Origin of the sequence: Bradyrhizobium sp. 2TAF36 (assembly GCF_052114925.1) — a bacterium.
Lineage (GTDB): Bacteria > Pseudomonadota > Alphaproteobacteria > Rhizobiales > Xanthobacteraceae > Bradyrhizobium > Bradyrhizobium barranii.
Map to the genome: position 1 here is coordinate 1 of NZ_JBFRFR010000044.1, position 22394 is coordinate 22394.

Here is a 22394-nt window from a genome sequence, read left to right on the forward strand (position 1 = left end):
GGTAGGATGTGACGATTGGAAGGGGAGGGAAATACCGGACTCGTTGATCTAGTCCGCCTTCGCCAAGGCTTCGGCGGGACAGCCTTCCCTGCTTCGCATGGATAGACCTCCGCCCGGCTCGCCCAGCCGTAGCTGCGAAGCAGCGAAGGCTGGTGCCCCTGGCCGGAATCGAACCAGCACTCCTTGCGGAACTCGATTTTGAGTCGAGCGCGTCTACCAATTCCGCCACAGGGGCTCCCGGTCGGCCCCTGGAAAAGGGCCTCGCAAAGCGGGCGGACTATAGCCATGGACAGGGCAGGGTCAACCCGCGCCAAAGTGATCCCGGCCGTTCTCGACAGCCGCCTGGGCCGGGGTTAGAGCCTTAAGAAAGCGACCCATCCGGAAGAGGCTGCCGTGACGACCCAGAGTGCCGCAATACCTGCATTCAGGCCGGCTGGGACCGGTCCCGCGCTGACCGCCTCGGTGCTCGTCACGCTGATTGCCGCCGCGACCATCGCCGGCGCCTGGTTCTTCCAGCTCGTGCTGGAGATCCTGCCCTGTCCGCTGTGCCTGGAGCAGCGCTACGCCTATTATCTCGCGATCCCGGTCGGTGTGCTCACGGCGCTTGCGGCGCGGAGCGGGGCGCCGCGGCCGCTGCTGCTCGCGGGCCTTGCGATCCTCGCGCTGGCGACACTCGCCAATGCCGGCCTCGGCACCTACCACTCCGGCGTCGAATGGGGTTTCTGGAAGGGCCCGACCGATTGCTCCGGTCCCGTCATCAATCTCGGCAATGCCGCCGACCTTCTGTCCAAGCTCGATACCGTGAAGGTGGTGCGCTGCGACGAGGTGCAGTGGCGGTTTCTCGGCCTTTCGCTCGCCGGCTACAACGTGCTGATCTCGCTGTTGATGGCCGCGATCGCGGCGTGGGGATTTTTGCGGACGGCGAGGCGTTAGGTAAGCTGCCGTAGGGTGGGCAAAGCGACTTGTCCGCCGTAGCTCGAAGAGCGAAGGCGGAAGCGTGCCCACCATTTTTAGCGATATTGCGGGAGCATAGTGGGCACGGCGCTAGCGCGCCTTTGCCCATCCTACGAGACCGGAGCTCCGCTACGACTGCGGCGCTTCGCTAATCATCCACATCGTCCTGCGTGCGGCCGAACAGGTGCACGATGCCCGGGGTCGCGATCGTCACGAACACGAAGCGCGACAAATGATGGGCGCCGACGAAGATCGGGTCGATGTGCAGCGTGAGCGCGAGCGCCAGCATCGCATCCATCGCGCCCGGCGCGAAGGCGACGACGACATCCGATAATTTCACCTGCGCGGTGAGCGCGACGATGCCGACGAAGATGGCCGAGACGGCGATGGCCACGGCAAACGAGCCCAGCGCCGCATGGATGTGGCCGGCGAGCGTCTTGATCCGCATCCGCGCGAAACGGCTGCCGATCAGCGCGCCGATGCCGATCAGCGCCACGCCGCGCACCCAGTTCGGCAGGCCGCCCTCGACCCAGCCTGCGCCATGCAGCACGCTGGAGGCGATCATCGCGCCGAACATCCAGCTCGCCGGAAACTTGATCAGCCGCAGCAGGAGCGCCGCGGCCAGCGAGGCCGCGACCAGCTCCACGAGCTCGAGCGGCGAGGCGATCGTCGTCGTCAGCGACGGCGCGACGGAGGGCGCCACGCCCGCGAACGCGAGCACCATCGGCAGCGCCGCGGTGAGGATGATCACGCGCAGGGTCTGCACCACCGCGATGCCGGGCAGGTCGGCGCCGCGCTCGACCGCCAGGATCGTGATCTGCGACAGCGCGCCGGGGCTGCCGGCGAGGAAGGCCGAGGTGCGGTCCCAGCCATGAATGCGCTGGAGGTAATAGCTCGAGCCGAAGGTCGAGCAGAAGGTCGCGAGCGCAAGCAGGCCGATGGTGAGGGGATAGGCGCTGACCTGTTGCAGCAGGTGGCGCGAGACGACCGAGCCCAGTGAAATGCCGAGCAGCACCAGCACGGTCTGGGTCAGGATCGGCGGCAGTGCCAGCTGGCGGCCGGCGATCGCGGCGATCCCGACCGCGATCATCGAGCCCGAGATCAGTCCCCCGGGAAGTCCGGCGACCAGAAACACGAGGCCGCCGGCGGTGCCGATGACGAGCGTCTCCACCGTGCTCAAGATCTTGGCACGGCTTGGCCATTCGAACGGCAGGGAGGCGGTGATTTGCTTCACGCCACCTTATCGCAAATCAACGAGAGGCGCACAATTGCAGCCTCGTCATGCCGCAATGCGCGCGCCTCTCACGGATGCTCGCGAGCCGTAGTGTGACGGATTTACTTCTTGTCGGCGGCGGGGGCGGCGGTGCCGGCCTTCGCTTCCTTCATGCACTCACGGCGGAATTTTTTGCGCTCCTTGCCCTTCAGTGCCTTGGCGTCCGCTTGCTTGGAGCATTCGAGCGACTCCGCCGAGCGCTCCTTCGACGCCTTCTTGTCGGCGGGGGCGGCGGCAGTTGTGGTCTTGGCGTCGGTCTTGGCAGCCGGCGCGGCGGTCTGCGCGAAGGCGGTGCCGGTGGCGAGCAGGGAGGTCAGGGCGACGATGGCGAGGCGAGACGTGAAGGTCATGGTGGTRCACTCTTGCGAGATTGCGGAGGGTTGGGAACGTCGGCTCGCCTTGCTGAACGCGACATGAATAATCCGAACCGGGGGGATCACTATATTTTGGCGGCAGGCGCCATCGCTTCCTTGTCGCGGCCGGGCGGCACGCTAGGATAGCAATCCTCGTTTCGCTTCCGTCGGGGAAGACCAAGGAGGAGGACCAAGGATGACCATTCAATCAAAATTGCTGTGTGCGGTTGCATTGACGGGCTTTGCCGCGCTGGTCGCGAGCGCGCCGGCGCAGGCGCTGACCTCGCAGGAGTGCAGTGCGAAATACCAGGCCGCCAAGAAGGACGGCTCGCTTGGCACAACGAAGTGGAATGACTTCCGCAAGGCCCAGTGCGGAGCGGATGCGACGCCTGCCGCCGCGCCGGCCGCCGCTGCTCCGGCTGCGCCCGCCGCTCCCGCCGAGCCGAAGCAGGCGAAGAAGGAGGCGGCCCCCGCTGCCGCGCCAACCCTGCCGGCCGGACCTGCGATCTATCCGAACGCCGTCGATCCGAAATACGCCAAGGAGACCGCCGGCAAGGCGCGCCTCCACACCTGCGTCGACCAGTACAACGCCAACAAGACCACCAACGGCAATGGCGGCATGAAGTGGATCGAGAAGGGCGGCGGCTATTACAGCGAGTGCAACAAGAAGCTGAAGGGCGCCGCCTGAGCTTCGACATGATGCGATGGCCGGAGCAAAGCTCCGGCCATTAGCCCAACAGCTTCTCGGCCGACTTCGCCACGAGCTGCGAGCGTTTGCGCGGACCGCGCTCGACGAACAGCAAGCTCTGGCCGAAGATGAAGCAATAGAAAAGGAAGGCCTGCGCCTCGGCCGCCTCGGCCTCGAGGCCGGTGGCGCGGTAGAGCTCGGCGACGTGCTTGAGCCGCGCCGCGTCCACGCTCGCGACTGCCGTGGCGGCGTTTTCGTCCGAGCGGGCCCATTGCCGGATCGCGAGCTCGATCGCCATACCCTCCGGATTGAGCCGCTCGGAATAGAGCTGGATCACCGCCTTCAGCCGCTCGCGGGGCTCTTGTCCATCGAGGCTTGTCTGCTGCGCGATCGACGCCGCGCGTCCCTCGCGCCAGCGTTCCAGCATGGCATCGAGCAGCGTGGCACGGTCGGCGAAGCGGCGGTAGAAGCCGCCCTTGGTGACGCCGAGATTCTTGGCGAGCACCTCGACCCTGACACCCTCGACCCCCGAGCGGGCAAGCTCGGTAAACCCTGCCTCGACCCAGACATCGCCCTTGCCGTCGTTCATGAAGGAAGCCTCACCGGTTCTTGATACGGTGCCGTATTGCTAACGCGAGGAGGCGCTGATACGCTACCGTATCAATGATCAGAGGGTGGAAAAACAGCAGGAGGAATTGCGATGCAGGAGGCGACCTATCGCGGCACGGTCTATCCGTGGCAGTGCGATCATGTCGGTCACATGAACATCATGTGGTATGTCGGCAAGTTCGACGAGGCCAACTGGAATCTGTTCGCCCGCCTCGGGCTGACGCCGAGCTATCTGCGCTCTTCCGGCCGCGGCATGGCCGCCGTGCAGCAGAACATCACCTACAGGCGGGAGCTGCTTGCCGGCGACATCGTCGAGATCCGCAGCCATTTGCTGGAGGTCCGCGACAAGTCGATCCGCTTCCGGCACGACATGACCAATGCCGAGACCGGCGAGATCGCCGCGTTCTGCGACATCACCGGCGTGCACATGGACCGCAGCCAGCGGAAGTCGGCGCCATTCACGGATGCGATCCGCGCGGTCGCTCTGCAGCATCTTGCCGAGCCGGCCGAGGCCTGAGCCATGGCCGCGTTCGAGCCGAAAAATCCGGGCTATCGCGCTGCTACCATTGCCATGTTCGACGGCCAGCCGGCGATGCGCACGCTCGGCATCGTGATCGTCCGCCTCGCGCCGGGCGAGGTCGAACTGGCCATGCTGCATTCGGCGGCCTTCACGCAGCAGAACGGTTTTGTCCATGCCGGCATCATCACGGCAGGCCTCGACAATGCCTGCGGCGTCGCCGCCTTCACCCTGATGCCGCGCGAGGCCGACATCCTGACCGTCGAGTTCAAGACCACGCTGCTGGCACCCGCCCGCGGCACGCGCTTCGTCTTCAAGGCCGAGGTGGTCAAGCCCGGCCGCACGCTCACCTTCTGCGAGGCCCGGGCCTTTGCCGAGCACGAGGGTAACACCACGCTGATCGCCACCATGACCGGGACGCTGATGGCGATGCTGCCCCGCGCGGCGGCTTCGCCAGCGCCGGCGGCGATCCGCGCATAGCATGGCGATGACATCGCGCCCGCAACGCTCTATATGACGCGTAACAGGTCCCGGTCGCGAACCGTATTTGCAGCGATGGGACCGAAACGGGACGAGATATGGCTGGATTCAGGAACAAGGGCCTCGTGGCGACGCGGCGTGCGGCGCTGACGCTGATCGGGGCTGGTGCCCTTGCGGCAGGTCGGATCACCTCTGCGCGCGCGGCCGCCGCCGATGACGAGGTGCTGACCGAAGCCAAGGTGTTGCGCGACCCCGATGTTCCCGTCGCCGGTAATCCCGACGGCAACATCAGCATTATCGAATGGTCCGACTACAATTGTCCCTATTGCCGCAAGCTCGAACCGGAGCTGCGCCAGGTGGTCCAGGACGACGGCAAGGTGAGGCTGGTGATGAAGGATTGGCCGATCCTCGGGCCGGTCTCGGTCACCGCGGCGCGGATCGCGCTCGCGGCAAAATTCCAGGACAAATACCATCAGGCGCATGATGCCATGATGGGTGTCAGCTCGCGCCTGACAGAGCCGCGCATCAACGAGCTGCTCGCGGCCGCCGGCGTCGACATGGACCGCCTGAAGCGCGATCTCACCGACCGTGCCAAGGACATCGACGCCGTCCTCAAGCGCAACAACGAGCAGGCCGAAGCCTTCGGCTTTAGCGGTACCCCCTCCTTCATCGTCGGCAAGTATCGCGTGCCGGGCGTGCTCAGCATGACCGAGTTCGAGCAGGTCATCGCCGATGCCCGCAAGGCCAAGATGAACTGACGCGACCGCATCGATCGCCGTCAATACAAAGGCGCCGCCGCGGACCCGCGACGGCGCCTTGTTCGTGATACGGCGTCGTTACTTCGACGAGATGCGGACCCAGTCCTTGTGCGCGCGATCGCGCAGCGCATCCCAATCGGCCTTGGCGACGTCCCAGTTCACGATGGTGCGATTGGACGTCGCGACCTCGCCATTGGCGACCGACGACGTCTGCATGGAGTCATAGACGTACACGCCGCAACCGAGCAGCAGCGCGCCCAAAATCATTCCGAAAAACGTCTGCATCTGCGAACCTCCGGTGACGGGCGATAACGTCGGCCCGGAGTGATGGTTCCGCGGCAGTACGGCGCAGATAAGGACGACCCGTTCATCCGCGGTTCAGCCACTCCAGCAGCTCTGCGTTGATCTCGCGCGGATAGGTGTGGCTGAGGTCGTCGATCTCGCGATAGGTGACATCGGCGCCGGTGGCGGAGAGGGCCGCCTGCGTCTGGCGCGCGGTCTGTACCGGAAACATCCAGTCGAGCTTGCCGTGGGTGATGAAGATCGGCAGCCCCTGCAGGCGCACGGCGTCCGCCATCTCCGCCATCAGCGGATGGAAGGTCGCCGACACCGGCGCGAGATGCGTGAAGGGCGAGGCGCCGTCGAGCCCGGTGACGTAGCAGAAGGTGCCGCCGTCACTCATGCCGGTCAGCAGCAGGCGCGAGCCGTCGATGGTCCAGCGGCTGCGCACCGTATCGAGAATGCGCATGAGGTTCGGCGTGTCGCTATCGTCGCCCATCAGCGCCCATGTCGGGCCGGTCGCGGTCGGCGCCACCAGGATCGCGCCAAGGCTGCGGGCATCGCGCAGCCAGCTCCAGAGAAAACCGCGGCCGTTGCCGCTGCCGCCATGCAGCGCCATCACCAGCGGCATGGCGCGCTCCGGCGAATAATATTCTGGCACATAGACCGAGAAGCCGCCGCGGCTGCCGGGCTCGTTGTGGTCGTGGAAGATGCCGGTGTGTTCGCCCGCGCCGGCTTCCAGCCGCGCCAGCAGATCGTCATTCTCGCGATTGGCGGCATTGAGGAAGAAGCTGCTCACCGGCGGAAACTGGGTCGACAGCGGATACAGCGCCTCCTGCGCACGAGGCAGATGGCGTAGCGCGCGGAAGACCGCGACGAGATCGCCATTGCCGCGCTCGACCTCGCGTATGCCGGCAAAGGCGGCGAGCGTCTCGTTGCAGGCGCGGTCGAGCCGCTCGCGCAGCCCCGTGAACTGCTCGGGCCAGGCGCCGATCGCAGCGTGCGCCGCCTGCAGCGCCGCGTCGGGCGCGCCGATCGCATTCATCACCGAGGCAAAGGCCGGCGGATGCAGATTCCGGGTGAAGAAGCCGAGTGCTTCCAGCGCGTTGAGCAGCGGCGGCAGCACGGTCACGATGTCGCCAACGACGGCCTCGCTCATCGCCGCTTTCCTTGCCTGATGTCGGTTCGATCTCGTCAGTGCAGCTTCGGCGCCTTCAAGAGCTTGAAGCGGTCGGTCGACGTCACCGTGACGTCGAAGGTGACACCTTCATGATGCACGGTCAGCGGCACGTCGACGCCGGCGGCGCCGAGCGCCCACATCGTCTTGTAGAAGGCGGTCTGGCTCGTCACCTCCTGGCCGTCCACCGCAAGGATGACATCGCCGGTCTTCAGCTCCGCGCGCGCGGCCGGGCCGTTGGTGGAAATCCCGATCACCACCAGGCGGTTGTCGATTTCGGTCGAATAGAGCCCGAGCCAGGGGCGCGACGGCTTGTTGACGCGGCCGAATTTGCGCAGATCGTCGAGCACCGGCTTCAACAGGTCGATCGGCACGATCATGTTGACGTGCTCGGCCTTGCCTTCGCGTTCGCGTTCGAGCTGCAGCGAGCCGATGCCGATCAGCTCCCCGCGCTCGTTGAGCAGCGCCGTGCCGCCCCAGTTCGGATGTGCGGGATAGGTGAACACGGCCTCGTCCAGCAGATATTCCCAATAGCCGGCGAATTCCTGCTTGGCCACGATCTGGCTCGCGACCGATCGGGTGCGCCCGCCGGCGCCGCCGACCACGACGCGGTCGCCGACCCTTGTTTTCGCCGAGTTGCCGAGCGGCAAGGGTTCGACGTCGAGCTGACCGAGCGCCTGCACGAGGCCGAAGCCGGTGACGGAATCGAAACCGAGCGCATGCCCTTCGACGACGCGCCCGTCGGCGAGATGCAGCCACACCGATTCCGCCTCGGTAATGAGGTAGCCGATGGTGAGCACCAGCCCGTTGTCGATCACGACGCCGTTGCCGGCGCGTTCGGTGCCCAGCGTTTCGGCACTGAAGGCGTCGGGCGGGATGATGGCGTGCAGGCCGACGACGGACGCGAGCGAGCGGTCGAGATCGAAACCGTAGTCGCTCGCGCGCGGCTGATTGGCCGGCGGCACTCTCCATTCGGTCAGGGCGGGCATGGAGTTCTCCTGGCTGAGAGCATTGCTCCGCCTTGGCCGGCGGAACGACGCGCGAAGCACTCATAATTTAGGCTGGAGGAGGCCGTCTTGAAAGCCTCGTTCCCAACTATTCCGGAGATCGCCGCGTGAAATCTTCGACAGGCACAGGACGCCCGCACAGGTGGCAAGCGGCCGCGCGATCCAGCACCGGCCGCATGGCTGCTGTCCCGCGACGTGCTAGGCGGGGTGCAATGAAGCTGCTAACCATTGCCGCTTCGTTTGACCAAGAGATCACGGACCGAAGCATGGATAACCGCAGCGACATCTGGCGTGGCGTCGACACGATCAAGGCGCGTTTCATCGACCTCAGCGACAGGGTCTGGGGCATGCCCGAGGTGTGCTACACCGAGGCGCGGTCCGCCGCCGAGCATCTCGCCGAGCTGCGCCACCAGGGTTTCCGCGTCACCGAGAACGTCGCGGGCATCCCGACCGCGGTGATGGGCGAGTGGGGTGAGGGCGGTCCGGTCATTGCCTTCATGGGTGAATATGACGCGTTGCCGGGCCTTAGCCAGGAGGCCGGCGTCGCCGAGCACCGTCCGGTCGAGACCGGCGGCCATGGCCATGGTTGCGGCCACAACCTGCTTGGTTCCGCGGCCCTGCTCGCCGCGACCGCGATGAAGGACTGGCTCGCCGAGAACAAGGTGCCCGGCCGCGTTCGCTATTACGGCTGCCCGGCGGAAGAGGGCGGCGCAGCCAAGGCCTTCATGGTGCGCTCGGGCGTGTTTGAAGACGCCGACATCGCCATCACCTGGCATCCGCATAGCTTCTGGGAAGTCGCGGTAACGCCGTCGCTCGCCAACACGCGTGCGGATTTCATCTTCACCGGTCGTACGTCGCACGCGGCGGCCTCGCCGCATCTCGGCCGCTCCGCGCTCGACGCGGTGGAGCTGATGAATGTCGGCGTGAACTACATGCGCGAGCATATGCCGAGCGACGCCCGCGTGCATTACGCCGTGCTCGACACCGGCGGCATCGCTCCCAACGTGGTGCAGGCACATGCGCGCGTGCGCTATTCGATCCGCGCCCGCGATCTGCCCGGCATGAACGAGCTGGTCGGACGCGTCAGCAAGATCGCAGAAGGCGCAGCGTTGATGACCGAGACCAAGGTCGAGATGAAGATCATCTCCGCGGTCTCCAACATCCTGCCGAATACGCCGCTGGAGCAGGCCTTGCACCGGGTGATGGAAGAGCTGGGGCCGCCGCATTTCGACGACGCCGACAAGGGGTTTGCCAGCCAGATCCGCGCGACGCTCAGCGACAAGGACATCGCGTCGGTCTATTACGCGATCGGCATGGAGCCGACCGATCGGCCGCTGGCCGACTTCCTGGTGCCGCTCGATGCCAAGCGCAACCCGCTGGTCGGCTCGACCGACGTCGGCGACGTGAGCTGGGTGGTGCCGACCGTGCAGGTTCACGCACCGACGGTTGCAATCGGCACGCCGTTCCACACCTGGCAGGTGGTGGCGCAGGGCAAGAGCGGACACGCTCATAAGGCCATGGTGCAGGCGGCCAAGGCGATGGCCGGGATCGGCATCAAGGCGTTGACCGATCCGGAGCTGATCAAGGCCGCGAAAGCGGACTTGCAGAAGCGGACCGCCAAGACACCTTATGTCTGCCCGCTGCCGGACCACGTCGCGCCGCCGCTGACCATGTCCGTGGCGTAGAATTTCGCCTCGATACTTCGTCTGATGCCGCGAACAAATTTTCCGCAGTGCAACGTGGATTCCGGCGCGATTTAGCGCCGGATTGCCGAACGCTTGGGCTGCGGAACAGAGTTTTGCCCAACAGACAGCCAGAACACCGTTTGCATACACATGGTCGCAGTTGACGCGCGGCCTATTCGGTGTGCCATCTACCGCCAGCAAAAACCCGGCGGCCGCGGTGCGGCTGCCTGCATCCATACGGGAACCAGACGGGGGACAACCATGCTGGATAAAGAACTGCGTTCGATGATCGGTGACGTGAAGGACGGCCGGATGGACCGCCGTGCCTTCATCATGCGTATGGCCGCGGTCGGCCTCACCGCCCCCCTCGCCAACCAGATCCTCGCGCTCGGCGGCGTCGCCATGGCGGAAGGTGCCCAGACCTACAAGCCGACCAAGCGCGGCGGCGGCGGTGCGCTGAAGCTGCTGTGGTGGCAGGGGCCGACCCTGCTCAATCCGCATTTCGCCACCGGCACCAAGGACCAGGACGGCGCGCGCCTGTTCTACGAGCCCCTCGCCTGCTGGGATCCCGACGGCAACATGAAGCTGGTTCTGGCGGCCGAAATTCCCTCGATCGAGAACGGCGGCCTCGCCGCCGACGGCAAGTCGGTGACCTGGAAGCTCAAACCAGGCGTCAAATGGCATGACGGCAAGCCGTTCACCGCCGATGACGTCGTGTTCAACTGGGAATATGCCAGGGATCCGGCGACCTCCGCCCTGACCATCGCGACGCTCCGCGACATCACGGTCGAGAAGGTGGATGACCTCACGGTTCGCATCCTCTTTAACAAGCCGACGCCGTTCTGGGCCGACGCCTTTGTCGGGGCTCCCAACACCATCATCCCCAAACATTTGTTCGCCGACTACAAGGGGTCCAAATCGCGGGAAGCGCCCACCAACCTCTCGCCGGTCGGCACTGGCCCCTACAAGTTCGTCGAGTTCAAGCCGGGCGATCTCGTCCGCGGCCAGCTCAATCCCGATTACCACATGCCGAACCGGCCTTATTTCGACACGGTCGAGATGAAGGGCGGCGGCGACGCCGTCTCTGCGGCGCGCGCGGTGATCCAGACCGGCGAATATGATTTCGGATGGAACATCCAGGTCGAGGACGACGTGCTGCTGCGCCTCGAAAAGGGCGGCAAGGGCAAGACCGTTTATGCCGTGGGCGGCGACACCGAATTCATCGCGCTCAACTTCACCGATCCGAACACCGAGGTCGATGGCGAGCGCTCCTCGATGAAGACCAAGCATCCGCTGTTCTCCGATCCGGCGGTACGCAAGGCGCTGTCGATGCTGGTCGACCGCGAGTCCATCAAGAAGGCGATCTACGGCCGCGCCGGCCGCACCACCGCCAACTTCCTCAACGGTCCCGAGAAGTTCGTCTCCAAGAACACGACCTGGGAATTCAGCATCGAGAAGGCCTCGAAGCTGCTCGACGACGCCGGCTGGAAGCCCGGCGCGGATGGCATCCGCGAGAAGGACGGCAAGAAGCTGAAGCTTCTGTACCAGACCTCGATCAACGGACCGCGTCAGAAGACCCAGGCGATCGTCAAGCAGGCCTGTCAGAAGGCCGGCATCGACGTCGAGCTGAAGTCGGTGGTGGCGTCCGTGTTCTTCTCCTCCGATGTCGCCAACCCCGACACCTACGCGCATTTCTACGCCGATCTCCAGATGTTCCAGATCCCGCTGAGCCAGCCGGATCCGTCTCAGCATATGCGCCGCTATCTGTCGACCAACGTCGCCACGAAGGAGAACAAGTGGCAGGGCACGAACTTCCCGCGCTGGGTCAACAAGGACTATGACGCAGCGATCGAAGCAGCCGAAGGCGAAATGGATCCGGTCAAGCGCGCGGCGCACTATATCAAGGCCAACGACCTCATGTTCCAGGACACCGTGTTCATCCCGGCGCAGCATCGCCTAAAGGTGGAAGCGGCAGCCAACAATCTGCGCCCGATCATCAGCGGCTGGGCCAACGAAACCGACAATCTGCACGATTGGTACCGCGAGGAATGATCCCCCAGCTCTAGACGGGGTCTTTCCCTATGAGTCAGTACGTCCTGCGTCGCCTCCTGATCGCGATTCCGAGTCTTCTCGGAATCTCGGTTGTGCTGTTCGTCGTGCTGGCGCTTGCGCCAGGCGATCCGTTCTCGGAACTGGCGACGAACCCGAACGTCCCGCCTGAGGTGCAGGCCGCACTTCGGGCCAAGTTCGGCCTCGACGATCCGATCCACCTCCGTTACCTGCACTGGCTCAACGCGATGCTGCACGGCGACTGGGGTTTCTCCTTCGTCAGCCGGATGAATGTCGACACGCTGATCCTCCAGCGTCTGCCGGCGACGCTCTACGTGATCGGCTCGGCGCAGATCCTGGCGCTGCTGATCGCGATCCCCGTCGGTGTCTATGCGGCAACAAAGCCCTATTCGCTGTTCGACCAGATCGCCAATACGCTCGCCTTCGTCGGCTTCTCGCTGCCGACCTTCTTCACCGGCATTCTGTTCATCCTGATCTTCTCGGTTACGCTGGACTGGCTGCCTTTCGTCTATACGACCGACATCAAGGGCACCGGCATCCATTGGGTGCTGGAGATGATCCGGCAGGCGATCATGCCGGTGGCGGTGCTCGGTCTGTTTCAGGCGGCGTCGATGACGCGTTTCGTTCGCTCGGCGATGCTCGACGTGATCCGGCTCGACTACGTCACCACGGCGCGCGCGAAGGGCCTCGGACAGGCCACGGTCATCGTGAAGCACGTGATGCGAAACGCGATGATCCCGGTCGTCACCCTGATTGCGCTGCAGATGCCGGCCGTGTTCGGCGGCGCCATCGTCACCGAGCAGATCTTCCGCATCCCCGGCATCGGCTCGCTGCTGATCTCCTCCATCCTTTCCAACGACACGCCGGTGGTGATGGCCGTTACCTTCGTCTTCGCGTGCCTCGTCGTGCTGTTCAATCTCATCGCGGACGTCCTTTATGGCTGGCTTGACCCTCGCATCTCCCTCCGCTGAGCGGCGCGTCTACTCGCCCTGGCGCGAGATGTGGCGGCGCTACAGCCGCCACAWGCTCGCCGTGGTCAGTGCGTTTCTGCTCCTCATTCTGATCCTGGCGGTGGTGGCCGGCCCCTTCGTCTGGCGGGTCAAGATCGACGACATCGATATCGTGGCGGGCATGCAGGGGCCGTCGCTTGCCCATCCGTTCGGCACCGACGATCTCGGGCAAGACATCCTGGCCCGCATGATCTATGGCGGCCGCATCTCGCTCGCGGTCGGCCTTGCCGCGATGCTGGTCTCGGTCTTTATCGGTGTCCTGATCGGTGCGCTCGCCGGCATGTCGCGCGGCGCGCTCGGCCACGGCCTGATGTGGCTCACCGATCTCTTCCTGTCCCTGCCGCAACTTCCGCTGCTGCTGCTGCTGATCTATCTCTTCCGCGACGGGCTGAAGCAGATGTTCGGTCCCGAGGGCGGCATCTTCATCCTGATCGTGCTCGTGATCGGCGGCTTGCGCTGGATGCCGGTCGCGCGGCTGGTGCGCGCACAGTTCCTGTCGATCCGCGAGAAGGAGTTCGTCGAGGCCGCCCGTGCGCTCGGCGCAAGTCCGGTGCGCCAGGTGGTGCGGCACATCCTGCCCAATGCGCTCGGTCCCGTGATCATCGCCGGCACCATCGACGTCGCTGCCGCCATCATCGCGGAATCGACGCTGTCCTTCCTCGGCCTCGGCTTCCCGCCGGATACGCCGACCTGGGGCCGGCTCTTGTACGATGCCAAGGATTTCCTCGACATCGGCCCGCACTGGGCGCTGTTTCCGGGCGGCGCGATCTTCATCGCGGTGGTCGCCATCAACTTCATCGGCGACGGCCTGCGTGACGCGCTCGATGCGCGACGGGTGATCTGATGGCGCCGCTGCTGGAAATCAAAGGGCTGAAAACCCACTTCTCGACCGACGACGGCATCCTGCAGGCCGTCGACGGTGTCGACATCTCCATCAACAAGGGCGAGACGCTCTGTGTCGTCGGCGAATCCGGCTGCGGCAAGACCGTGACCGCGATGTCGATCCTGAAGCTGATCGCCATGCCGCCGGGCCGCATCGCGGCGGGCCAGATCATCTTCGAGGGCCGCGATCTCGTGCCGCTGACGAGCCGTCAGCTCGACGAGATCAGGGCCAAGGAGATCGGCTTCATCTTCCAGGAGCCGATGACCTCGCTCAATCCGGTGCTCACCATCGGCGAGCAGATCGCCGAGAGCCTGCGCCGCCATGAAGCGGTGACGAAGAAGCAGGCGCTCGAGCGCACCATCGAGATGCTGAAGCTGGTGCAGATCCCCAACGCCGAAGGCCGCGTGCACAACTATCCGCATCAGTTCTCAGGCGGCATGCGCCAGCGCGTGATGATCGCGATGGCGCTTGCCTGCAGGCCGAAGCTGATCATCGCCGACGAGCCCACCACCGCGCTCGACGTCACCATCCAGGCGCAGATCCTCGACCTCCTGCAGGATATGAAGGAGCGCTTCGGCATGGCGGTGATGCTGATCACCCACGCCATGGGCGTCGTCGCCGAGACCGCGCAGCGCGTCGTCGTGATGTATGCCGGCAAGGTGGTGGAGGAAGCGCTCGTCGACGACCTCTTCGGCAATCCCGGTCATCCGTATACACAGGGCCTGATCCGCTCGATCCCGCGCATCGATCTCGACAGCGAGCACAAGACAAGGCTCGAAGCGATCGGCGGCTCGGTCCCGATCCTGATCAATCCGCCGGTCGGTTGCCGCTTCGCCCCGCGCTGCAAGTTTGCCATGAACGTCTGCACCGAGAAGGAGCCGCTGCTGCGCGAGATCGCGCCCGGCCACCGCATGGCCTGTCATTTGGGAGATACGCAGTTGGGAGGCACGGCATGACCGAGCCCTTGCTCCGCGTCAGCGGCCTGAAGAAATATTTCCCCGTGCACGGCGGCCTGTTGTCGCGCCAGGTCGGCAGCGTCTATGCGGTCGACGGGGTCTCGTTCTCGGTCAACCGCGGCGAGACGCTCGGCCTCGTCGGCGAATCCGGGTGCGGCAAGTCCACCACCGGCCGCTGCGTGCTGCGCCTGATCGAGCCGACCGACGGCGAGGTCGTGTTCGACGGCCAGGACGTGCGCCAGCTCAGCGGCAATGATTTGCGCGCGATGCGGCGGAACATGCAGCTGGTGTTCCAGGATCCGTTCGCCTCGCTCAATCCGCGCATGACGGTCGGCGCCATCCTCGGTGAGGCCCTGATCATCCATAAGCTCGGGTCGTCGGCCAAGGAGCGCGAGGAGCGCGTCGCCAGCCTGCTCGTGAAGGTCGGCCTCAAGGCCGAGCACATGCGCCGCTACCCGCACGAATTCTCGGGCGGCCAACGCCAGCGCATCGTGATCGCGCGGGCGCTCGCGGTCGAGCCGAAGCTGATCGTCTGCGACGAGCCGGTGTCCGCGCTCGACGTGTCGATCCAGGCGCAGGTGATCAATCTGCTGGAGGATCTCCAGGCGGAGCTGAACCTCACCTATCTGTTCGTCGCGCACGACCTGTCGGTGGTCGAGCACATCTCCGACCGCGTCGCCGTGATGTATCTCGGCCGGATCGTCGAGCTGGCGAAAGCGAGCGATCTCTACCGCAATCCGCAGCATCCCTACACCAGGGCGCTGTTGTCGGCGGTGCCGGTGCCCGATCCCAAGCTGAAGCGTGAACGCATTCGCCTCAAGGGCGACGTGCCGAGCCCGATGAAGCCGCCATCCGGCTGCCACTTCCACACCCGCTGCCCGATCGCCCAGCCGCGCTGCGCGGAAAGCGCACCCGAGCTGAAGGAAGGGGCGGGCGGGCACTTCGTGGCGTGCCACCTCGCCTGACGTCGCGCGAGGCGGTGCGCCCGTTCATCCGTCCCTGAGCAGGCCGTGCGCCGAAAGGGCCTGCCGGAAAGCCTCCACCGACGTGTGATGATGCGCGGAGAGGCCCGCTTCCCGCGCGCCGGCGACATTTGCCGCGAGGTCGTCGACGAACAGAACGGTCTGCGGCGTCCTCTGTAGCTCCGACAGGCAGAGGCGATAGCAGCGCGGGTCCGGCTTGGCCGCCTTGAACCGGGCCGACGTGTAGATGCGGGAGCCGAACAGCGGACGCAGTTCCGGCAGCAGCGTGTCGATATGGTCGGCGACCAGCGTGGTATTGTTGGTCAGGACGGCAACATCGACGGTTTCATGCAGGCGGCGGGCAATCTCCAGCACCGCGCGATCGGCCTTCATCGAACGGCGGCGTGCCTCCACCCACTCATCGAGCGACAGGGGATAGCCGATGCGCTCGCCAAATCCCCGCAAATAGTCGGCGGCATCGAGGGTGCCGGAGTCGCCTAGAAGCTCGAATCCGCTCTCCCAGATCGCCTTGTAGACGAACTCACTGGTGGTCCCCGCAAGCTCCGCCAGAAACGCGACGCGCCTTCCTCTGTCGTATTCGCAGAGGACATTGTCCATATCAAAGAGGACAAGCTTGATCTCGTCAGGCACGGGAACGCTCCCGGCCGGACCGAAACATCCGGCCGTGCTCAAAGTCATATCCCACTGGAACGCGGGCGACAAATCCGGGCACAAAGGCCGGACGTTGCGATACTGGTGTCGAGCGTAGCAGCTTCATGGCTACGAGGTGCGGCGGCGGGCCAGTTGATGCAGCACCGTGTCGATGGTCGGGACCGCACCGGTCTCGCGGAGCCAATTGTCGGCCAGCTCCCTCAGTTCGCCCGGCGTCAAGCCGAACTTGCGGCGGAATGCGCGAATGAATGTGGAATCGCTGCTGAAGCRCATGCCGACGGCGAGGTCGATCAGCCGCGTGTCCTCCGCGGACGGCGATATCAGCTGGCGGAAAGCGAGATTGAGGCGCTGCTCCCTCACATAGTGCGAGAGCCCGCCATCCGCCTCGAACAGCCGATAGAGGGTCGCGCGCGAGATCTGGAAGTGGCGGCACAATTCGTCTGCGGTGAGCGCGTCGGTCTCGAGATTATCCGCGATGCGGCGCTTGATCACCGCAAGATAAAGATGCCGCTCGGCGCGTTCGACTCCGGCCGCAATGTCGGCGGTCCCGCCGGCGGCCGCGGCAACGATGTCGGCGATCGCGTCGATCGTAGCCTCGGCGCTGCCCGCCTCGGGCTCGGGTGGCAGCGTAAGCGCCGCGTAATGGCTGGCAAGCAGGCGCGTATGAGGATGGTTTGACGGCAGCAAGGTAGCCGTCGCCGAATCCGGATGAGCAAGCCGTGGTGCCAGCATGGCGCGTTGCAGGATGATCGCCATCAGGCGGGTACGACTGCCGCCGCCGCGCAACACCGTCCGGTTCGGCTGCGCCATGTCGATCAGGCAGATGGCGCCGGGCCCCATCGTCACCTCGCGCCGGCCCGAGCTGAACCGCATCTCGCCTTCGACACACAAGGTGATCTGAAAGTGGTCCATCGCACCGCGGGCGACGTGCGCGGGCGTCCGGTCGTATTCCTGATCGGTCGCGCGGGTATCGACCAGCAACGCATTGCGGGTCATCATCGTCACGGTGGTGACATGGAAGTCGTCCTCCGTGGTGAGCGGAACGACATCGCAGATGTCGGCTGTCATGGCGCGCAACTGTCTCAGCGCGTCCACCCCGCGCCCCGGGATGTCCGCCGGCATGGTCTCGTTCACGGCCGTCTCGTCTGCATTGCCCCACGATGAGGCCGTGCCGCATGGACCCGATCGTCGAAGTCCGGCGGCCCCCCAACATCGCCTCGGGATGTAGCCATTCAGAAATCAGTGCGCAAGCGATGGTGGGCAGGAATTGGCGCGCGCCGACGTGCCGCATGTGCACACCGCGTTAGCCGCGCTTGCCAGCTACGCAGGAAAGGGCGGCGTTCGCTACGCCTGGCAGGATTCGTCACGCGCTCTTCGCGGGCCAGGGCACGACCTGTCCCGACATCACCATACGGTCGCGGCCGCTGTCCTTGGCGGCGTAGAGTGCGCGGTCGGCGCCGGCGACCAGCGTGTTGCAGTCCAGCGCGGTCTGAGATGGAAGGCTTGTCGCAGCGCCGATGCTTGCCGTAACCAGCCGGGAGGGCGGATTCTGCGCATGCAGCATGGCGAGGTCGTGCAGTGCCTCGCGAATCCCTTCGCCGACTTCGGCGCAACCATCCGGGCCGGTGTTCGGCAACAGAACGGCGAATTCCTCGCCGCCGTAGCGCGCCGCGAGGTCAGCCGGGCGCCTGGCCTGAGCGGACAGGATCCGGCCGAGCGCGCGCAGGCAGCCGTCGCCCGCCTGATGTCCGTAATGATCGTTGAATTTCTTGAACTGATCGACGTCGATCAACAGGAGCGAGATCTGCGTGCCGTCGCGCCGGGCGCGCGCCCATTCCTCCGCGAGGCGTTCGTCGAACGCGCGGCGGTTGGCAAGGCCGGTCAGGCCATCGGTGGTCGCGAGCGATGCCAGTTTGTCCTGCAAGTCCTTCTGCTCGGTCATGTCGCGCACGACCGCGACGACACCGTCGACCTCGCCGCTGTCGGAGGCTCGGGTCACGTGCAAGGCCGCCTCGGCCCAGATATCGCCCTTGTCGCGATGGCGCTGGCGATAGACGAACCGCGCTTCCTCGGCCTCGCCGTTCTTCAGCGCTGCGATAGCCTGCTCGACCCGCTCCATGTCGTCCGCGTGGATACCGGCCACCGCCGACGTGCCGAGCAGCTCCTCGGGAGACCAGCCGGTGATGCGCGCGCACGAGGGAGAGACGTAGAGCAGCCGGTTATCCAGCCCGATCCGGGATACCATGTCGCTGGATTGCTCGGCGAGCAGGCGGAAATGGGCTTCATTCGCGACTAGGGCCTGCGCCATTCGCTGCCGCTGCCAGAGCTGGCGGACCAGGTAGAAGCCGATCACCGCGATCAGCGCGACGAGGCCGAGCACGAAGGCCGTGCGTGCGGCTGCCGCGCGTCGCCAGGGCGCCAGCACGTCGTCCTGCGACTTGCTCGCCAGCACCATCAGCGGATAGCGGCTGCTGCGCTGATAGTAGCTCAGCCGCTGCACGCCATCGAGCGGCGACTTGAAATAGTAGACCGCAGCCGCCGGGCGACTTTTCCATTCCCTGAACAGCGGCGCATTGGAGAGGTCGCGCCCGATGAAGGCGCCGCTCTCGTCGTGGCTGCGCGCCAGCATGATACCGGCGTCGTTGAGCAGCGATGCCGAGCCGTTCGACCCGACGTCGAAGCGCTCGTAGAATTTCGCGAAATAGGCGACGTCGATCGTGAGCAGCGCGACACCGGCAAAGCTGCCGTCGGGGTGGTTGATCCGGCGTGACGCGGTGATGATCCACTGGCCGCCGGCGCGGCTCTTGATGGGCCGCCCGATCAGCGTGTCCTTCGCCGGGGAATCACGGTGCTGCCGGAAATATTCGCGATCGCTGTTGTTGAGCTTGGAGAAGTCGACATGCTCGGTCGTGGCAAGCCATCGGCCGGTTTCGTCATAGACGAAGATGCCGCGGATGCGCTCCGATGATTTGCGGGTCGGCAGGTAAGTCTGGAGCTTCGCGATCGTGTCCGGGCCGGTTCCGTCGAGTTCGAGCCGATGGACCAGTCCGACCAGGATCGTATCGGCGAGCTCGAACGTGTCGTCCGCGTGCTGGACCAGCGAATGCGCGAGGTTGGCGACGTCGATCTCGGCGTTCCTGAGATCGGCGTTGTGCGTTTCCCATTCGCGCCAGACGCTCAAGCCGAGGATCGCCACGCAGATCAGCACGACGAATCCCGCCGCCCAGAGCGGAAGGCGCGTCTTGCCGAGTTCGCGGTCCGTGACCATCGGCTTGCTCCAAATCGGAGCAAACCTCTCACTTTGGTCTTAACGGCCTGTTGCAACTTCCGCGATGATTTTGCGCGTCCGTAGTCAGCCGGAGGAGATCGTCGATATTTTGATCGACTCTCATCGTCGGATGTTAACTACGCCGCCGCGGCGTGATGTTTCGTGCGGCGTCTGCCGCGTCAGTCCATCAGCGTGAAGCCGACGCGCAGCGTCACCTGGTAGTGGCGGACGGCGCCATTCTCGATGTGACCGCGTGTCTGCACCACCTCGAACCATTTCATCTCGCGAACGGTCTTGGCGGCGCGGCTGATCGCGTTCTTGATCGCATCCTCGATCGAGGTCTCGGATGATCCGACCAGCTCCAGGATCTTGTAGACGTGATCCGACTCGGCTGTGGGCATGGTACGTCTCCCTCGTTTGCGTTGCGGCACCACCGCCACCCGCTCCCATTTGAACGGGTACCGGCGTTCCGGGTTCCATCGTCCGCCATGGCCCGCATGCGCCAGCCGAGGTGGAGTGCGCCGCACCCGCCTGCTAAGCGCTGTCCATGGATACGGCGCGGCGCGACAGGACGATCGGCTCTCTCTGCCTCGGCGTGACGGCGTTCGGCTGGGCGCTGAACTGGCCATTGATGAAGCTGCTGCTCCAGCAATGGCCGCCGCTGTTCGCGCGCGGGCTGGCCGGCGTCTGCGCCTCGCTCATTCTCGGCGCGCTGGCACTGAGCCGGAAGGAATCCTTCGCCGTTCCGCGCGAGGCGATTCCGCGGCTGTTGTTTGCGACCCTCACCAACGTCCTTGCCTGGATGGGGCTCGGCACGGTCGCGATGAAATATGTGACCGTGAGCGAGGGGGCTCTGCTCGCCTATACGATGCCGATCTGGGCCATGCTGTTCGCCTGGCCGGTGCTGGGTACGCGGCCGACCATGCGGGATATTTTGGGTCTCGTCCTCGGTGTCGCCGGCGTCGCGCTGCTGCTCGGCGGCAACGGCTTTGCGTTCGGCGCCGACAAGCTGCTCGGCATTGCGCTCGCACTGCTCTGCGCCATCCTGTTCGCGCTCGGCAATGTGCTCAACCGCAAGCCGCTGCCGATGCCGCCGCTCGTGGTCGTCGCCTGGCAGGTTGGGCTCGGCTGCGCCACGATGCTGATCCTCGGTATCCTGTTCGAGCATCCCGACATCACCGCGATCACCCCGCTGGGACTCGGCTGCTTCGTCTATATGACGCTGGTGCCGATGGGCGTCTGTTACGTCACCTGGTTCGAGACGCTGCGCCGCCTGCCGCCAACCTCCGCCTCGACCGRCATGCTGATCGTCCCCGTGATCGGCGTCGTCTCCGCCGCGGTCATCCTGGGCGAGCCGCTGGGCCTGCGCGAATGGGCGGCGATGGCGCTCACGCTCGGCGGCGTGACGCTGGCGTTGCAGCGGGCGTAGAGGCGTTATTCCGCGGCCTGCGACAGGATGGGCGCCGACTGCGTCCCGCGCCACAGCAGCCGCAGCAGCAGGACCAGGAGCGCCATCAGGGCGAAGCCGCCCAGGGCGGGCGCGAAATGTTGGTCGGGATCGGCCTTCTGCCCGAATTGCACTGCGAGCCGCCCCGATTGCAACAGCCCATAGGCTCCGGCGAACAGGATCAGCCCGTATATGACGCTCCGCTCGCGCGGGCTCGCCATCCTGGCGAGATCGGGCAGCATCAGGGCCAGGCCGATCCCGACCATCGGCAGATCGTAATCATACGCATAGGGGCTGATCATCACGGATACCATTACGGCGGCACCGAGCGTGAAGGCCGGTGAAGCGCCCCGCGCCGCACCGAGAAGGACGGCGAACAAGGCCAGCCCGGCAACGGCCGTCTGTCCCCAGAAGGCGGCGCTTGCGGGAAGGCCGGCCTTGTACAGCGCCGCATAGGTCGAGATCATGCGGAAGAGTGGGTAGAAGCCCTGCTCGAGATAGCCCGCCGATTCCCTGATCGCTCCGAGCCACGCGAACCAGATCTGCCACCCGAAGAGGAGCGTGCAGAGCAGTGAGCTCGTCAATACGACGGCCGCGGCCGTTCCGAGCGCAATCCAGCGCCGCGTCACCAGCAGATAGACGCCGGCGGCAATCGCCAGGTGCGGCTTGATCACCATGGCGCCGAGCGCGAGGCCGGCCAACAGCTGACGACGCTCAACGTTGAGGCAGACGAGCCCGATCAGCGCCCCCGTCAGAAAGCCGTTCTGCCCGCAGCCGATGGTGATCGCCATCGCCGGAAACAGGATCACCAGCACCTGCGCGAAATTCCGGTCGGCGATCGCCCGGAGCGTCACGAGATAGAGCGCAAGTGTCGCGGCGGTGAAGAGGAGATAACCGACGCCGACCGGCAGGAATGCGAACGGCGCGAGCAGGAGGTCGTATTGCGGCGGATAGGTCCAGGGCATGAAACCGGTGGCGCCGCCGGCGGCCTCCATCTGCATCTTCAGCAGGGCATCGAAATGATAGACTTGGTCGAGATCGCCGCGCCAGACGTGCTGCGCGACGATGTGAAAGGCATCGAAATCGGCGAGCTCGCGATCCGTCCAGCCGCCGAAACGTGCGAACCAGAAGGTCTTGAAGACGGCGATCGACGCCAGCGCCGCCAGCACGTAGCGGATATAGGCAGTCCGCTTCGACGGCGAGGACTGAACCGCTTCCAGCGTCTCGGCAAACATGAGCGACGACCTTGGACCTGATGGATCGGCGGTTGGGCGGGCAGGGCCGCGGATCCCGCCCAAACTGCCATCGGAGGCTTAAGGGACGGTAACGAATGCGGAAGGATTTGG

General features: G+C 65.4%; 23 protein-coding genes and 1 tRNA gene. 12 read left to right on the top strand and 12 right to left on the bottom strand.

Annotated elements, in window-relative coordinates:
• Positions 1-150: 150 nt before the first annotated feature.
• Positions 151-235 (bottom strand) — tRNA-Leu (locus tag AB4Z51_RS24595).
• A gap of 158 nt (positions 236-393) precedes the next feature.
• Here AB4Z51_RS24595 and AB4Z51_RS24600 point away from each other — a divergent pair.
• Positions 394-933, top strand: a complete 540-nt coding sequence (locus tag AB4Z51_RS24600; RefSeq protein ID WP_085401904.1) for a disulfide bond formation protein B — start codon at positions 394-396, stop codon at positions 931-933.
• 169 nt (positions 934-1102) lie between these two features.
• Here AB4Z51_RS24600 and AB4Z51_RS24605 read toward each other — a convergent pair whose 3' ends face one another.
• Together AB4Z51_RS24605 and AB4Z51_RS24610 are read right to left on the bottom strand one after the other, a co-directional pair.
• Positions 1103-2188 carry an AbrB family transcriptional regulator gene (locus AB4Z51_RS24605; protein ID WP_085401905.1) on the bottom strand — a complete coding sequence of 362 codons (1086 nt, stop codon included), beginning with the start codon at positions 2186-2188 and terminating at the stop codon, positions 1103-1105.
• A gap of 101 nt (positions 2189-2289) precedes the next feature.
• Entirely contained in the window at positions 2290-2577 is a 288-nt protein-coding gene (locus AB4Z51_RS24610) for a PsiF family protein (RefSeq protein WP_085401906.1), read from the bottom strand.
• Between the two features lie 199 nt (positions 2578-2776).
• Here AB4Z51_RS24610 and AB4Z51_RS24615 point away from each other — a divergent pair, with 199 nt between their 5' ends.
• Entirely contained in the window at positions 2777-3268 is a 492-nt protein-coding gene (locus AB4Z51_RS24615) for a hypothetical protein (protein WP_063985822.1), read from the top strand.
• A gap of 40 nt (positions 3269-3308) precedes the next feature.
• Here the strand turns inward: AB4Z51_RS24615 and AB4Z51_RS24620 are convergent, their stop codons facing one another.
• Positions 3309-3857 (bottom strand): TetR/AcrR family transcriptional regulator, encoded by a 549-nt coding sequence (locus AB4Z51_RS24620; RefSeq protein ID WP_085401907.1) that lies wholly within the window; start codon positions 3855-3857, stop codon positions 3309-3311.
• 111 nt (positions 3858-3968) lie between these two features.
• Between AB4Z51_RS24620 and AB4Z51_RS24625 the strand changes: the two genes are divergently transcribed.
• From AB4Z51_RS24625 to AB4Z51_RS24635, 3 genes are all read left to right on the top strand, one after another.
• The gene (locus AB4Z51_RS24625; protein WP_014491606.1) at positions 3969-4394 is read left to right on the top strand and encodes an acyl-CoA thioesterase; all 426 of its coding nucleotides are present in this window, start codon (positions 3969-3971) and stop codon (positions 4392-4394) included.
• 3 nt (positions 4395-4397) lie between these two features.
• A complete protein-coding gene (locus tag AB4Z51_RS24630; protein WP_085401908.1) occupies positions 4398-4874 on the top strand; it encodes a PaaI family thioesterase in 477 nt (158 codons plus the stop codon).
• Between the two features lie 98 nt (positions 4875-4972).
• Positions 4973-5632 carry a DsbA family protein gene (locus AB4Z51_RS24635; RefSeq protein ID WP_028147336.1) on the top strand — a complete coding sequence of 220 codons (660 nt, stop codon included), beginning with the start codon at positions 4973-4975 and terminating at the stop codon, positions 5630-5632.
• A gap of 78 nt (positions 5633-5710) precedes the next feature.
• On the opposite strand, the gene AB4Z51_RS24640 is transcribed toward AB4Z51_RS24635, so the two are convergent.
• The 3 genes from AB4Z51_RS24640 to AB4Z51_RS24650 all read right to left on the bottom strand — a co-directional run bounded on the left by AB4Z51_RS24640 (position 5711) and on the right by AB4Z51_RS24650 (position 8077).
• Entirely contained in the window at positions 5711-5917 is a 207-nt protein-coding gene (locus tag AB4Z51_RS24640; protein WP_085401909.1) for a hypothetical protein, read from the bottom strand.
• Between the two features lie 82 nt (positions 5918-5999).
• Positions 6000-7070, bottom strand: a complete 1071-nt coding sequence (locus tag AB4Z51_RS24645; protein ID WP_441498186.1) for a phospholipase — start codon at positions 7068-7070, stop codon at positions 6000-6002.
• Positions 7071-7105: 35 nt separating this feature from the next.
• Entirely contained in the window at positions 7106-8077 is a 972-nt protein-coding gene (locus AB4Z51_RS24650; protein WP_085401911.1) for a S1C family serine protease, read from the bottom strand.
• Positions 8078-8361: 284 nt separating this feature from the next.
• On the opposite strand from AB4Z51_RS24650, the gene AB4Z51_RS24655 reads away from it, so the two are divergent.
• From AB4Z51_RS24655 to AB4Z51_RS24680, 6 genes are all read left to right on the top strand, one after another.
• Positions 8362-9780, top strand: coding sequence for a M20 family metallopeptidase (locus AB4Z51_RS24655; RefSeq protein ID WP_085401958.1), 1419 nt, complete (start codon positions 8362-8364; stop codon positions 9778-9780).
• A gap of 261 nt (positions 9781-10041) precedes the next feature.
• Positions 10042-11832, top strand: a complete 1791-nt coding sequence (locus tag AB4Z51_RS24660; RefSeq protein WP_085401912.1) for a peptide ABC transporter substrate-binding protein — start codon at positions 10042-10044, stop codon at positions 11830-11832.
• A gap of 29 nt (positions 11833-11861) precedes the next feature.
• Positions 11862-12821, top strand: coding sequence for an ABC transporter permease (locus tag AB4Z51_RS24665; RefSeq protein WP_063985816.1), 960 nt, complete (start codon positions 11862-11864; stop codon positions 12819-12821).
• Entirely contained in the window at positions 12787-13704 is a 918-nt protein-coding gene (locus AB4Z51_RS24670) for an ABC transporter permease (protein WP_441498187.1), read from the top strand. Before AB4Z51_RS24665 ends, AB4Z51_RS24670 begins: the two co-directional genes overlap by 35 nt.
• Complete coding sequence (locus tag AB4Z51_RS24675) at positions 13704-14699, top strand: ABC transporter ATP-binding protein (protein ID WP_014491616.1); 996 nt, start codon at positions 13704-13706, stop codon at positions 14697-14699. Before AB4Z51_RS24670 ends, AB4Z51_RS24675 begins: the two co-directional genes overlap by 1 nt.
• On the top strand, positions 14696-15664 hold the full coding sequence (locus AB4Z51_RS24680; RefSeq protein ID WP_071909320.1) for an ABC transporter ATP-binding protein: 969 nt from the start codon (positions 14696-14698) through the stop codon (positions 15662-15664). The genes AB4Z51_RS24675 and AB4Z51_RS24680 overlap by 4 nt, the downstream gene beginning before the upstream one ends.
• A gap of 24 nt (positions 15665-15688) precedes the next feature.
• Here the strand turns inward: AB4Z51_RS24680 and AB4Z51_RS24685 are convergent, their stop codons facing one another.
• The 4 genes from AB4Z51_RS24685 to AB4Z51_RS24700 all read right to left on the bottom strand — a co-directional run bounded on the left by AB4Z51_RS24685 (position 15689) and on the right by AB4Z51_RS24700 (position 20002).
• The gene (locus tag AB4Z51_RS24685) at positions 15689-16312 is read right to left on the bottom strand and encodes an HAD family hydrolase (protein WP_244623344.1); all 624 of its coding nucleotides are present in this window, start codon (positions 16310-16312) and stop codon (positions 15689-15691) included.
• 129 nt (positions 16313-16441) lie between these two features.
• Positions 16442-17467: a helix-turn-helix domain-containing protein gene (locus AB4Z51_RS24690; RefSeq protein WP_441498188.1), complete on the bottom strand. Its 1026-nt coding sequence runs from the start codon at positions 17465-17467 to the stop codon at positions 16442-16444.
• Between the two features lie 229 nt (positions 17468-17696).
• Entirely contained in the window at positions 17697-19601 is a 1905-nt protein-coding gene (locus AB4Z51_RS24695; protein ID WP_085401915.1) for a sensor domain-containing diguanylate cyclase, read from the bottom strand.
• A 179-nt stretch (positions 19602-19780) separates the two neighbouring features.
• The gene (locus AB4Z51_RS24700; protein ID WP_085401916.1) at positions 19781-20002 is read right to left on the bottom strand and encodes a dodecin; all 222 of its coding nucleotides are present in this window, start codon (positions 20000-20002) and stop codon (positions 19781-19783) included.
• Positions 20003-20148: 146 nt separating this feature from the next.
• On the opposite strand from AB4Z51_RS24700, the gene AB4Z51_RS24705 reads away from it, so the two are divergent.
• Positions 20149-21030, top strand: a complete 882-nt coding sequence (locus tag AB4Z51_RS24705) for a DMT family transporter (protein WP_441498189.1) — start codon at positions 20149-20151, stop codon at positions 21028-21030.
• Between the two features lie 5 nt (positions 21031-21035).
• On the opposite strand, the gene AB4Z51_RS24710 is transcribed toward AB4Z51_RS24705, so the two are convergent.
• Entirely contained in the window at positions 21036-22283 is a 1248-nt protein-coding gene (locus AB4Z51_RS24710) for a glycosyltransferase family 87 protein (protein WP_085401918.1), read from the bottom strand.
• Positions 22284-22394: the final 111 nt, after the last annotated feature.

Coding starts and splice junctions, on each gene's coding strand:
- AB4Z51_RS24635 (WP_028147336.1), top strand. CDS start 4,973: ATGGCTGGATTCAGGAACAAGGGCCTCGTGGCGACGCGGCGTGCGGCG.
- AB4Z51_RS24615 (WP_063985822.1), top strand. CDS start 2,777: ATGACCATTCAATCAAAATTGCTGTGTGCGGTTGCATTGACGGGCTTT.
- AB4Z51_RS24695 (WP_085401915.1), bottom strand. CDS start 19,601: ATGGTCACGGACCGCGAACTCGGCAAGACGCGCCTTCCGCTCTGGGCG.
- AB4Z51_RS24625 (WP_014491606.1), top strand. CDS start 3,969: ATGCAGGAGGCGACCTATCGCGGCACGGTCTATCCGTGGCAGTGCGAT.
- AB4Z51_RS24655 (WP_085401958.1), top strand. CDS start 8,362: ATGGATAACCGCAGCGACATCTGGCGTGGCGTCGACACGATCAAGGCG.
- AB4Z51_RS24660 (WP_085401912.1), top strand. CDS start 10,042: ATGCTGGATAAAGAACTGCGTTCGATGATCGGTGACGTGAAGGACGGC.
- AB4Z51_RS24645 (WP_441498186.1), bottom strand. CDS start 7,070: ATGAGCGAGGCCGTCGTTGGCGACATCGTGACCGTGCTGCCGCCGCTG.
- AB4Z51_RS24700 (WP_085401916.1), bottom strand. CDS start 20,002: ATGCCCACAGCCGAGTCGGATCACGTCTACAAGATCCTGGAGCTGGTC.
- AB4Z51_RS24675 (WP_014491616.1), top strand. CDS start 13,704: ATGGCGCCGCTGCTGGAAATCAAAGGGCTGAAAACCCACTTCTCGACC.
- AB4Z51_RS24710 (WP_085401918.1), bottom strand. CDS start 22,283: ATGTTTGCCGAGACGCTGGAAGCGGTTCAGTCCTCGCCGTCGAAGCGG.
- AB4Z51_RS24640 (WP_085401909.1), bottom strand. CDS start 5,917: ATGCAGACGTTTTTCGGAATGATTTTGGGCGCGCTGCTGCTCGGTTGC.
- AB4Z51_RS24610 (WP_085401906.1), bottom strand. CDS start 2,577: ATGACCTTCACGTCTCGCCTCGCCATCGTCGCCCTGACCTCCCTGCTC.
- AB4Z51_RS24665 (WP_063985816.1), top strand. CDS start 11,862: ATGAGTCAGTACGTCCTGCGTCGCCTCCTGATCGCGATTCCGAGTCTT.
- AB4Z51_RS24630 (WP_085401908.1), top strand. CDS start 4,398: ATGGCCGCGTTCGAGCCGAAAAATCCGGGCTATCGCGCTGCTACCATT.
- AB4Z51_RS24620 (WP_085401907.1), bottom strand. CDS start 3,857: ATGAACGACGGCAAGGGCGATGTCTGGGTCGAGGCAGGGTTTACCGAG.
- AB4Z51_RS24680 (WP_071909320.1), top strand. CDS start 14,696: ATGACCGAGCCCTTGCTCCGCGTCAGCGGCCTGAAGAAATATTTCCCC.
- AB4Z51_RS24650 (WP_085401911.1), bottom strand. CDS start 8,077: ATGCCCGCCCTGACCGAATGGAGAGTGCCGCCGGCCAATCAGCCGCGC.